Genomic DNA, 12,690 nt, shown 5'->3' with positions numbered 1-12,690 from the left:
CCAGGAGGATAACGCTAAAGAGATAGCCTTAGGCCGTAAAGTGGCCGAAGAGGTGGAAAAGAACTGGGAAAGGGTCACGGACCCGGCGGTCACGGCAAGGTTAAATATGATTTTAAGCCACTTTAAGCCCCATCTTGAGCGCAATTTACCCTATGAGGTGAGGGTAATAAAGGACGATAACGTCCCAAATGCCTTCTCCCTACCGGGGGGTATAGTTTATTTCACTACCGCCATGATAAAATTTGCCAAATCGGATGCCGAGCTGGCAGGGGTTATGGCCCATGAGCTAGCCCACGCAGAGAAGAAACACGTAATGATCCAGGTGGCTAGAAATCAGAGGCTTTCTCTATTAAGCTTGGGTATTATCGTGGCCACGGGTGGGCAGGCCGCTGCCCTTCTTCTGACCAACGTAGCCCAGGTAGCAATAATGAACTCATACAGTCGCGACCTAGAGGAGGAAGCCGATATGATAGGGTTGGATTTTCTCGTAAAGGCCGGTTACCCCCCTTCTGCCATGGTCACGCTGCTTGAGCGCCTTGCCGAGGAGGAGATTAAAAGGCCCTACTTCGACCCCGGCATCTATCAAAGCCACCCCAAGTTGAAAGACAGGATCGAGTATTTGACAAACGCCATGAAATCGAAGGGCTATAGGCTAAACCGCAAGGAAGTCCTTGGTGTGCTGAGGGTTGAAGCGACCGAGGAGAATGGATTCTGCCTTTTGACTATAGATGGCGAGGTGATAATGAAAGTTAAGGGCGATGAAAAAACAGCTTTGGTCTTAAGGGATATGGCAGGCAAGCTTGATGATGCTTTAAGGTTGGAGCTGGAGCCTTATGAGATAAAGCTACTGGATCACGAAGGAGAAAGGTATTTGTGCGTAGGACCCGACCGGATCGTCTCCCAAGACGATTTGCCCCCTGATGCCCCTTCGCTAGAGGAGTTGCGAGGCAAGATCTTGCTGGCCTTGGAAAAGGCCAGACAGAAACATACCTTCACGAATTTTGTCCTCTGAGGATGTTCGAAGAAGTCGCAAAAAAATTTTTGATGTAGAATGAAATAAGGTTTGTGGATCGCTTAGGGAGGCTCCTGAATGTACGTCTCATTGTATAGAAAATACCGACCGGGTCGTTTTGACGATGTGGTTGGACAGGATGGCATTGTAAGGGTTTTGAAGAATTCCTTGAGATCAGGAAGGGTAGCTCACGCTTTCCTCTTTTCCGGGCCAAGGGGGTGCGGCAAGACGAGCGTGGCCAGGATATTGGCCAAGGCGCTGAATTGCCCGAATTCTGCTGATGGAGAGCCCTGCGACCATTGTTATGTGTGTAATTCCATATCTACCGGAGAGTGCCTCGACGTAATAGAGATAGATGGAGCCTCAAATAGGGGCATAGAGGAGATCAGGAATTTAAAGGCACAAATTGGACTTGCCTCCTTCTCTCTGCCCTACAAAGTATACATTATCGATGAAGTTCACATGTTGACGGATGCAGCCTTTAACGCCCTCTTGAAGACGCTGGAAGAACCGCCCATGCAGGTGGTCTTCGTATTGGCGACCACTGAGCCCGAGAAGGTGCCTTTAACCATAAGATCTCGTTGCCTTTGTTTTTATTTTAACAGGCTGTTGACATCTGATATCGTTAGAAGACTGCGCCAAGTGGCTCAGGAGGAGGGGTTCGCCTTTGAGGAAGAGGCCCTTTGGGAGCTGGCAAGGCAGTCGGACGGATCCCTTCGGGATGCTTTGACCCTGGCAGAGCAGGCGTTGTCACTGCAGGAAGGCAACTTATCCATGGAATCGATTGCCATGCTGTTAGGCAGCACCAGGGGCAAGATAGAAGAAGCTATAAAACTCATTCCCCACAATCCCCCGCAAGCATTCGTAAAGATCAAGGAAATTTTATCTAAGGGCTTGTCCGTAGAGCGATTCCTTGAGATGGCCTTTGCCGTTTTTAGGGATATGTGGGCATATAAGAGCTATGGAAAGGATTTCGCCGTTAAACTCGAGCTATCGGACAGGGAGATCAAATTTCTGGAAGAGGAAAGCCCCTTTTGGAAGGATGACGTGCTGTTGTCCTGCATGAGGTTATGCGGCGAGCTGTGCCTTCAGGCTAAATTGGGCGTCAAGGATGACATATTGTTCGGATTGTTTCTTTCACAGATGGATAGGGTGGATTTTCCGTCTGCCGGCGAAAGTCCGTCTTTGCCATTAAAACCTAAAGCTGAAAATGTCACCGAAAGCTTTACGACTACCCCATGGCAAGAGATCATGAAGCAGGCAGGCGAGGAGATGTTGCCCCTCTATTGTGCGTTGATCTGCTCAAAGGTCACGTTAGACGAGAAGCGCATCGTCATTGAAATTTCAGAGAGGCGACGGTTCGACTTTAACCTGTTAAAACTATCTAGGAATTTGGCCTATCTTTATGGTTTGATAACAAAGCGATTTAATGATGTAACAGAAATTATATTAAAATGCGGAGTCGATGAGGTCAAATACTCCGACGAACAAGAGAAGGCTCAAATGGAAGGCAATGCGGAAGGCTTCAGGCAGGAGGAGCTTCCGCAAGCCTTTGAGGAAGAGCCCCAACCCCACGAAGAAGGACTAAAGCCAGCTGTCAAATTGGCAGAGAGACGTGAGGTGAAGGAGGAGGATATAGTTCTCCAGCGAATTGCCATGTACCTTAACGGCGACGTCCTGATGTACAAGAAGCTAGACGAAGAGGAAAATATAGAAGAAGACGGAGGCGTTGAAGTTGAGTGACGAATTTGTACATCTGCATGTCCATACGGAATATAGCCTCTTGGATGGCGCCATAAAGATAAAGGATCTGGTATCGAAGGCGAAGAAATGGAATATGGGTTCCGTTGCGATTACAGATCATGGTGTGATGTTCGGTGCCATAGAGTTTTATTTCGAGTGCCAAAAACAGGGAGTAAAACCCATAATCGGCTGCGAGGTCTATGTGGATCCCAAGGGCCATACAAGGCGTGAGGGTCAGGGCGGCAATTACCATTTGCTTCTGTTGGCACAGGATGACGAAGGCTACAAAAATTTGGTCAAGCTCGTGTCCGTGGCCAACGTTGATGGTTTCTACTATAAACCTCGGGTAGATTACGACTTGCTCGCCAGACACTCCAAGGGGATTATCGCCTCCTCGGCTTGTTTGGCTGGGGAAATCCCTTCCTTGATCCTGGAAGACAGGTATGAAGAGGCAAGAAAAAGGGCTTTCATGTATCGCGATATATTCGGAGAGGGCAATTTTTACTTAGAGGTGATGTCCAACGGCTTGGCCGAGCAGGCCATCGTCAACAAATCCCTGGTCAATCTATCGCGGGAAACGGGTATACCGCTACTTGCTACTAACGATGCCCATTACCTGGAAAGTGCTGATGCCGAGTGGCACGAGATATTGCTTTGCGTGCAGACCAACTCGACCATTAATTCGAAAAATAGATTTCAGTTCGGATCCAAGGAATTTTATTTGCGTTCGCCGGAGGAGATGTGGCAGCTTTTTGGCAAAGAACTGCCAGAGGCTTTGAATAACACGGTCGCAATATCGGAGCGTTGCAACGTAAAGCTTGAGTTCGGCAAATACATGTTGCCGGAATATAAAGTCCCCGAAGACGAAACCTTGGAAAGCTACCTTGCCTTAAAGGCCAAGGAAGGCTTACTCAAGCGTTTTGGTGGAGGAGAAATTCCTCCAGAGTACGAAAAACGCATGCAGTATGAACTCGCCGTGATAAACCAAATGGGATTTGCGGGCTACTTCCTCATAGTGCAGGACTTCATCAATGCCGCTAAAGCGAAGGGGATCCCGGTAGGGCCGGGCAGAGGTTCTGCGGCTGGCTCCCTTGTCGCCTACGCGTTGAGGATAACGGAGATAGATCCCATCAAGTACAACCTCCTTTTTGAGCGCTTTTTGAACCCCGAGCGCATCAGCATGCCGGATATAGATACAGACATATCCGACAAAAGGCGCGATGAGGTTATAGATTACGTCGTTGGCAAGTATGGAAGGGATAAGGTGGCCCAAATAATCACCTTCGATAGGATGAAAAGCAGGGCTGCGGTCAGAGATGTGGGCAGGGCTTTGGATATGCCCTATCCTGATGTAGACAAGGTGGCCAAACTTATACCTTCTAATGCGTCTTCCATCGATGAGGCTTTGCAATTGTCAAACGAATTGCGAGCCCTCTATGAGGGAGATAGACAGGTAAAGCAACTTTTGGATTACGCAAGCCATATTGAGGGGATAGCCCGCCACTGCTCGCAACATGCGGCGGGAGTAGTCATATCTCCTGAGCCCTTGGTCAACATAGTGCCTCTCAAGGCCATAAACGGTACGCAAATAGTTACGCAATATCCCATGGAGCCGCTGGAAAAATTGGGCTTGGTCAAGATGGACTTTCTGGGCTTAAGGACCCTCTCCATGATAGAGGAGACTTTAAACAACATATCCAGAAACGGCAAAGAGGTACCCGATTTGACCAGCCTTCCGATGAACGACAAACTTACGTTCGATATGCTTCAAAAGGGCGATACAATGGGCGTGTTTCAGCTTGAATCTTCGGGCATGAGGCAGCTTTTGAAGCAGCTTTGCCCAGACTGCTTCCAAGATATAATAGCCATCCTGGCCCTTTACAGGCCTGGTCCGTTGGGAAGCGGTATGGTCGACCAGTACATAGAGAGGAAACACGGAAGATCGCCGATCAGCTATCCTCATCCTGCATTGGAAGATGTATTAAAAGAAACTTACGGCATAATACTTTACCAGGAGCAGGTTATGCAAATAGCCGCAAAGTTAGCGGGCTACAGCTTGGGGCAGGCTGACATATTGCGTCGGGCTATGGGGAAGAAAAAGGCTGAAGAAATGGAGGAACAGAGGCAGGTCTTCGTAAGGGGATGTGTCTCGAACGGGGTTGATGAAGGGCAGGCAAACGAGATATTTGATTTAATTCAATACTTTGCGGGATATGGTTTCAATAAGTCGCACAGCGCTGCCTATGCCATGATAAGCTATCAGACAGCTTATTTGAAGGCTCATTACCCCGTGGAGTTCCTTGCTGCCTTTCTTTCCAGCCATATTGGGGCGAAGAAGGAGATACTTGCCCGCTACGTCAGGGACGTTAGAAATGCAGGGATCAAAGTCCTTCCTCCCGATATAAACGAGTCAGAAGCCGGCTTTACGGCGGTTGGCGACGTTATTCGTTTCGGATTGACCGCCGTGGCTAAGGCAGGTTCGGGTGCCGTAGAGGCCATATTAAAGGCCAGAAACGAAGGAGGGCCCTTTAAATCGCTTTGGGATTTCGTGTCCAGGATCGATTTGAGGGTAGTAAACAAGTCGGTAATAGAAAGCCTCATTGGGGTGGGAGCCTTTGACGGCCTACACGACAACAGGCGTCAGATACTTGAATCGCTTCCCCTTTTACTTGATGTCAGGGCTAGACGCGAGGATGATAAATTCCAGCAGAGGCTCTTTAGCATGGAAGGCGAAGGCTCATTTGATGAAGAGCCGGAACTGATCGAGATAGAGGATTTCGAGTTTCACGAAAAGCTTGAGCTGGAAAAGGCCGCGGTGGGGCTTTACATCTCGGGACATCCCTTTGAGGCCTATGAGTCAAAGGTGCGCAAATACGCATACTGCACTCCGTCGGAGCTTTCTTCCTGGTGCTCGAGAAAACCGCCTTTGGTTGGCGGATTGGTCACCGAGGTTGCCGAGAAGTACACAAAAAAGGGCGATCTCATGGGAATAGTTGAGATCGAGGACTTGGACAGCAAGCTTGAGGTGGTATGTTTCCCCAGGGTTTGGGAAAAAGCCAAGGCCTTTTGTCAGGCGGGTAAAGTAATCCTAGTTACAGGCCGCTTGGAAGATAGGGGAGGGTTGGCGATGATAGCGGAGGACGTTACCTCCCTTGAGGTCGCCGAGAAGGAGAAGCACCAGATCTTAAGGCTTAGGGTACCCTTTCACATGTGCGACGAGGATGTATTGAGGAACTTGATAAGGACATGTAAGAGCTACCCAGGGAAGGATCAAGTGTTGGTGGAGGTGTATAACGACAAGTTCTCGGCTCTCATACTGTTGAACGATACGTTGGTGAGCCTGAGCGATGAACTGACCGAGAAGATAGAAAACATGGTGGGCAGCTTCCTGGAGATCGCGGTTTAAATCTTCTGTGGCTTGTCGAGCAAGGGATGAGAGTATATTTTTCGAGCATGTTGGCCCGATTTGCCACATGGCTCTGCTATATAAACATAAACCTAGTTTTGGAGTGATGAGCATGAGAAAAGTCAAGATAGTATGTACATTAGGACCTGCCTGTAGTGATCATACAATCCTCGCGGCGCTGGCGCGGGAGGGGATGGATGTGGCTAGGTTTAACTTTAGCCACGGTACATATGAACAGCACGGGAAAAATTTGAATACGGTAAGAAGCGTGGAAAAGGAGCTTGGAAAGCCCATAGCCACCATGCTGGATACTAAAGGCCCAGAGATTAGAACTGGAGCTTTGGCCAATAACGAACCGATCATACTTCACGAGGGTGATACCTTTATACTAACCCCCGATACCGTTGAAGGAGATAGGACTAAGGTGACCGTTAGCCACGAAGGGCTATACAGGGACGTAAAACCGGGCATGAACATTTACATAGACGATGGCACCATAGCTCTTGTGGTAGAGGAAATAAGGGGTCGTGACGTCATCTGCAGAGTGGTTGTCGGGGGGGAGTTGGGAGAACATAAGGGGATCAACGTTCCCGATGCCAACCTCTCCGTTCCGGCGCTGACCCAGAAGGATATTGAGGACATAAAGTGGGGCCTGGAACACGAGATGGAGTATATCGCCGTTTCTTTCGTGCGCACCAGGGACGAGATCATAAGCGTCAGGCGCATAGTGGAGGATATGAACGGCGACATAAAGATCATCGCCAAGATCGAAACCAAACAGGCAGTGATGAACTTGGATGAGATAATCCCTGTCGTCGATGGCCTTATGGTGGCAAGGGGAGACCTGGGCGTCGAGATGGCAACCGAAGAGGTGCCGCTTGCCCAAAAGAAGATGATAGATCTCTGCAGGTATCACGGGAAACCCGTCATAGTGGCCACTCAGATGCTTGATTCCATGATAAGAAATCCCAGGCCGACAAGGGCCGAGGCTAGCGACGTTGCCAACGCCGTCTTAGACGGCGCCGATGCGGTTATGCTGTCGGGCGAGACGGCAAAGGGAAAGTATCCGGTGTTGGCTGTACGAACCATGAGGACGATCGTTGAACGGGTCGAAAGGGAATATCGCACGTGGCAGAGGCCGGCAACCATCCCCATAAAGGCGAAGGGTGTGCCAGATTCCGTAAGTCATGCTGCCGTATCCATTGCAGAAGAGCTTAACGTGGGAGCCATCCTTTCTCTTACCAGCAGCGGGAGCACGGCTAGGATGGTAAGCAAGTACAGGCCCTTGCCGCCTATAATTGCTGCTACGCCAAAGATTAGGACTTATCGGGAGTTGACCTTGGTTTGGGGCGTAACCCCGATGCTTCAGTCGGAAATCCCGGTTACGGATGAAGCAGTGGAAAAAGCCCTATCCTCAGCCAAGGAAAAGAATCTCCTAAGGGAGGGAGAGTTGGCCGTTGTTACCGCAGGCGTGCCCATGGGAATTCCGGGTACGACCAATATGATAGAGGTTCGACCGGTCAGCAAGATATTGGTCAAGGGATTGTCCTTGATAAAAAAGGAAGTTTCAGGCGTTGTGTGCAAGGCTTTGGACCCCGATACGGCAATTGCTACAATGAAGGATGGTTACATATTAGTTGTTCGACAGACGGATAAGTCATACCTTCCCGCCATGAAAAGGGCTCAGGCCATAATTGCCGAAGAGGGCGGTCTCACGAGCCATGCCGCCATAGTAGCTCTGGAGCTTGGCATTCCCTGCATAGTCAGTGCGGAGGGAGCCACTCGTATTTTGGAGAACGGCATGGTGGTCACCGTGGATGGCACCAGGGGAGTAGTGTATCAGGGGAATGTTAAACTTCATTGAGCGATTATGTAGATTTAAAGCGAGGTAACGATGTGAGTTGAAAGATTCCCACATCACTTGCGACTGGCAGCAGATGGATGAATATATTTCAAAGTTTTTTGGAAAGGGCGTTCGTGTACATTCTTTACTGCGAAGCGCTGTGACCGTCCCGTTGCTGAGCATTTCGGGCAGACCTGCCGTGTTGCTCGTGGAAAAGAAAAAGGACCTCCCTGTACACGGAGGGCAAGTTGCATTTCCCGGAGGCAAAAAGGAACCTCATGACGCAAGCCCGGTAGATACCGCATTGCGAGAATTTACCGAGGAGACGGGGTTGCCTTCCGATGCATTGCATGTCGTTGGCGTCATGGAGCCAGAGTTGACATACACCACTGGATATGTAATCGTACCTGTAGTTGGCATCATTGAAAGGGCTGACTTATTAAAACGCATCAAGGTAGATAATAACGAGATAAGCAGGGTGGTCTTATTCTTCCTCGATGGGGCTGACGGACAGGGCCTTAAGTTTAATCTTGAGACACTCGCATCCGACCTCGGCTTTTCGCTGCTTTATCCTGAATTTGAGCTGGAAAGCGGTCTCAAGGTATGGGGAGCGACAGGCCGCATCCTGTTTAGGGTGCTAGCCAATAGCAAGCAATTTTTCCAGGGAGCACGAGAATGCCAATGTCATTGATAGGAGCGCATGTCTCGATTCGCGGAGGCCTTCCTCGAGCCATAGAAAGGGGAGCTAGCCTTTCCTGCGAGGCGATACAGATATTCACAAAAAATCAGCTACAATGGAAATCGCCACACCTTAAGCTCGAGCAGAGCATGGAGTTTTACAGGAAGTGGCGAGATAGCAACATAAAAGAGGTAGTTGCCCACGCCTCATACCTGATCAATTTGGCCTCAGAGGGCGAGCTGAGGTCAAAGAGCATATTGGCCGCAATCGACGAGGTCATGAGATGTCGCGAATTGGGAATCAAATATCTGGTACTGCATCCGGGTTCTCACGGAGGCGCAGGGGTGAAGGGTGGTTTAGCCCGTGTCGTCGATGCCTTGCAGGAAGTATTGCTAAGGACCGAAGATGCTAAGACAAAGTTGTTACTTGAGACCACGGCCGGAGAGGGGTTTTCTTTGGGCGGAGACCTGTCTCATTTTGAATTTTTGTTTAGCTCCTTGGATGAGCACCCTAGATTGGGACTTTGTTTGGACACCTGCCATCTCTTTGCCAGCGGTTATGAGCTTGCATCGAGGGAAAGTTACGAGCGCCTGATCTCAACGGTCGATAAATATGTAGGCATCGGCAGGGTGGGATGCTGGCATCTCAACGACAGTCGCTATGAGAGGGGCAGCAAAAAAGACAGACATGCACACATTGGAGATGGCCATATCGGCATAGACGCCTTTGCCCATATAGTTACAGACGAACGTTGGAGACAAACGCCTTGCGTTTTGGAGACGCCCAAAGATGGCCGCGGAGATGAAGGCAACCTGGCCCTACTAAGAAAGCTTAGAGGTTACTGATTTATGCTAGCCGAGAGGAGACCGATATGGGTGGGAATCCCAAGTTAAAGGTACGTTTGGACAAAATACGAGAAAATGCCTCCAGAGTTGTCAACTTGTGCAAGGGCGCGGGCATAGAGGCGGGCGGCGTGACCAAGGGAATGTGCGGTAACGTCAGCGTGGCGAGGGCAATGCTTGAGGGCGGATGTGCCTTTCTGGGAGACAGTCGCTTGAAGAATATAGCGACCCTCAAGAGGGAAGGCCTTCAAACAACCTTCATGCTGCTCAGGCTTCCAATGGCAAGCGAGATGACCGATGTCGTCTCTTACGTCGATGTCAGTTTAATATCGATGCCCGAGACGATAAAGCTGCTTGACGATGCCTGCATGGCCTTAGGCCTAAACCACGATGTAATTGTGATGGTGGACGTTGGCGATCTGCGTGAGGGCATATGGCCTGTCTCGGCCGAGATAGAGGAAATGGCAAGGGCACTAAAGGCATCAAGGAAAGTTCGATGCATCGGAGTCGGGACCAATGTGGGGTGTTTCGGAGGCGTGCTTCCCTCTAGCGCAAATCTTGGCCATCTCCTGGAGGTTGGACATGAGCTTGAAAGGAGACTGGGATATGAGTTAAGGGTTTACTCGGGCGGGGGGACATCGTCTCTTGCATTAGTGGAGGATAATACCATGCCCTCCGGGATCAACCAATTGAGGATCGGGGAGGCCATATTGCTCGGCAGCGATATTACCGGTAAAAGGCTCATTTCCTATTTGCATCAAGATACCTTGATGCTTGTGGCCGAGGTGATCGAAGTGAGGCGAAAGCCTAGCGTTCCTATAGGCACCATAGGTGCAGATGCCTTCGGCAACGTTCCCCAATTTAATGACAGAGGCATGAGGCTTAGGGCTATTTTGGCCATTGGTAGACAAGACGTAAGGCCTGAGGGCATAACTCCCTTAGATAGGGGCGTTTATGTGCTCGGAGCATCCAGTGATCATCTCATAGTTGATGTAGAAGAGATGGATCATAAGCTTACCGTAGGCGATACATTGGAATTTGAGGTCAATTACGGGGCGATGCTTGCCGCTGCTACATCACCTTATGTGGAAGTGGTGATGGAGGAACGATGATCAGATTTCTTTCAATAAGGGATATCTTAGACATACTGATCATAGCCTTTTTGATCTACAGGATTTTATTGTTGTTAATGGACACCAGGGCCATGCAGCTGGTCAAGGGGTTATTGCTCATTGGCCTGGTGAGCGTGCTGGCGCGTGCGCTTCACTTCGAGGTCTTATCCTGGATGTTGGGTAAGTTCTTAGGTGTATTGTTCATAGCGATACCCATCGTATTTCAGCCGGAGCTACGACGCATGCTCGAGGAGATAGGCAAGGGGAGCCTCTGGCGGCAGACGGTTTCAAAGGAAAAGGCTCAGTCGCTGGCAGACGAGGTCTTAAGGGCTTTGATGTACCTTCAGTCGCAGAGGATAGGAGCTTTGTTGGTTCTGCAAAGGAGCACGGGGCTCAAGGATATATGGCAATCGGCGGTTAAGCTAAATGCCGAGATCTCTCAGGAGGCGATTGTCTCCATATTTTGGCCGGGTAACCCCCTTCACGATGGGGCGGCCATTCTCGACAGGGAGCGCATAATAGCTGCATCGTGCTTTTTACCGCTTAGCGACAACCCCGATATCTCGAGATGGTTGGGCACCAGACACAGGGCAGCTCTCGGCATAACAGAGGTTTCAGATGCCATATCCCTGGTCGTATCGGAGGAGAGGGGAGAGGTTTCCTTTGCCATTCGCGGGCACTTGTCTAGAGGCCTTAAAGAGGCTCAGTTACGTCAGCTTCTATTGCACTATTTCCTCTCCGAAAACGAACCGGCTTCGTTGCTTGAGAGAATTAGAAGGACGCTTACCTCGTTTCGCTCTGGGGGTGTAGACGATGATGAAGCGAATCGATGAACTGTTCTCCTCCAGAACGTTTTTGAAGATCTTTTCGCTGGTGTTGGCTTTCCTGTTGTGGTTTTATGTGACCGGCGGCAGCGATACCGATGTGGTCAGGACATATAGGTTGTCCTTGCAACTTCGAAATGTTCCAAGCGGGGTGACGGTGCAGCGAGCCCCCAGGGAGGTAGAAGTCCAAATATCGGCTAACAGGTTTTTGGCTTCCAACGTGATCCCCGAAAAGGACATTGTCTGTTACGTGGATCTCCAAGGCTTAGAACCTGGACGTCACACCGTTCCGGTAAAGGTATCGCTATCGGCAGGATTGAAGTTGGTCTCCATGAATCCATCCATGATCGACCTGAGGCTTGAAAGGACGGTCGAGAAATCGATATCGGTCATGCCTAAGCTGCCACAAATGCCGGACGGTTACGTGGTAAAAAGCGTGGCCGTATCTCCTTCGCAGGTCGTAATACGAGGAACGGAAAGCGATGTGGCAAAGGTATCGGGAGCCGTTGTAACTCCGACGCTTGCCGACCTGCTTTCCCGTGAGCCCAAAAGCTTCGATGTAAAGCTTGAACCGCAGTGGCATGACTGGTCCGATGTCACCGTCATTCCGGATAAGGTAAATTTGGAGGCCGAGGTCGAGGTAGTCAAGATAAAAAAAGAGGTCCCCATCGAGGTTCCCATTGAGGGCAAGCCTAATTCCGATTATCTGGTTTCATCAATAATAATTACGCCGAGTACCATCATGCTTGAGGGACCGAAGTCGGTCTTGGATGGAATCAAGGCGATCACGACGAAACCATTGAACATAGAAGGAATAACCGAGGACGTTGAAGGGCAGCTTTCGCTAGCGCTTCCCGAGGGAGTGGCATTGCTGGGAGAAGGCGCAGTAACGGTGAGGGTCACTTTGAAGCAGAAGGTTGCTACGCTCAAATATGAAAGTTTAGACATAGAAGTTCGTGGCAGGAGCATCTATAAGCAATGGGAAATATCTCCCAACAAGGTGGACGTTGTCGTAGAAGGACCCCCATCGCTCATTGCATCGCTTGAGGGAAAGGAACCTGTAGTGGTGGCTTATGTTGATATTACGAACATCGTCTCCAAGAAGTTGTCCATTCCCGTCAACATAGAGACAAAGGTCAGCGGGATTAAGGTGACGTCTTTGAATCCGGAAAGAGTTAGCTTTACAGTTACGGACTGAGTCACATATGACGATATCTTACGAAAATAGG

Annotated in this window: 9 protein-coding genes; all 9 read left to right on the top strand. The window is 49.9% G+C overall.

The annotated features are described in order from the left end of the window. The first annotated feature begins 52 nt into the window (after nucleotides 1-52). The 9 genes from BUQ78_RS02210 (at nucleotide 53) to BUQ78_RS02170 (ending at nucleotide 12,659) form a co-directional block, all read left to right on the top strand. Nucleotides 53-1,012, top strand: coding sequence for a M48 family metallopeptidase (locus BUQ78_RS02210; RefSeq protein ID WP_318259459.1), 960 nt, complete (start codon nucleotides 53-55; stop codon nucleotides 1,010-1,012). Nucleotides 1,013-1,090: 78 nt separating this feature from the next. Beyond that, entirely contained in the window at nucleotides 1,091-2,755 is a 1,665-nt protein-coding gene (dnaX, locus tag BUQ78_RS02205; RefSeq protein WP_074199134.1) for a DNA polymerase III subunit gamma/tau, read from the top strand. Further along, entirely contained in the window at nucleotides 2,748-6,161 is a 3,414-nt protein-coding gene (locus tag BUQ78_RS02200) for a DNA polymerase III subunit alpha (protein ID WP_074199133.1), read from the top strand. The genes dnaX and BUQ78_RS02200 overlap by 8 nt, the downstream gene beginning before the upstream one ends. Before the next feature lie 112 nt (nucleotides 6,162-6,273). Continuing rightward, entirely contained in the window at nucleotides 6,274-8,025 is a 1,752-nt protein-coding gene (gene pyk / locus BUQ78_RS02195) for a pyruvate kinase (RefSeq protein ID WP_074199132.1), read from the top strand. A 37-nt stretch (nucleotides 8,026-8,062) separates the two neighbouring features. After that, the gene (locus BUQ78_RS02190; RefSeq protein WP_318259458.1) at nucleotides 8,063-8,695 is read left to right on the top strand and encodes an NUDIX hydrolase; all 633 of its coding nucleotides are present in this window, start codon (nucleotides 8,063-8,065) and stop codon (nucleotides 8,693-8,695) included. After that, nucleotides 8,680-9,528 carry a deoxyribonuclease IV gene (locus BUQ78_RS02185; protein WP_084532167.1) on the top strand — a complete coding sequence of 283 codons (849 nt, stop codon included), beginning with the start codon at nucleotides 8,680-8,682 and terminating at the stop codon, nucleotides 9,526-9,528. The genes BUQ78_RS02190 and BUQ78_RS02185 overlap by 16 nt, the downstream gene beginning before the upstream one ends. A gap of 26 nt (nucleotides 9,529-9,554) precedes the next feature. Beyond that, nucleotides 9,555-10,637, top strand: coding sequence for an alanine racemase (locus BUQ78_RS02180; protein WP_074199130.1), 1,083 nt, complete (start codon nucleotides 9,555-9,557; stop codon nucleotides 10,635-10,637). Beyond that, on the top strand, nucleotides 10,634-11,470 hold the full coding sequence (gene cdaA / locus BUQ78_RS02175; protein ID WP_014806551.1) for a diadenylate cyclase CdaA: 837 nt from the start codon (nucleotides 10,634-10,636) through the stop codon (nucleotides 11,468-11,470). Before BUQ78_RS02180 ends, cdaA begins: the two co-directional genes overlap by 4 nt. Further along, nucleotides 11,451-12,659: a CdaR family protein gene (locus BUQ78_RS02170; protein ID WP_014806552.1), complete on the top strand. Its 1,209-nt coding sequence runs from the start codon at nucleotides 11,451-11,453 to the stop codon at nucleotides 12,657-12,659. Before cdaA ends, BUQ78_RS02170 begins: the two co-directional genes overlap by 20 nt. The last annotated feature ends 31 nt before the right edge of the window (nucleotides 12,660-12,690 follow it).

This window comes from Acetomicrobium flavidum, from assembly GCF_900129645.1.
GTDB lineage: Bacteria > Synergistota > Synergistia > Synergistales > Acetomicrobiaceae > Acetomicrobium > Acetomicrobium flavidum.
Note: the sequence above shows the minus strand (reverse complement) of the source record. Positions and strands in the feature narration are given on the sequence as shown.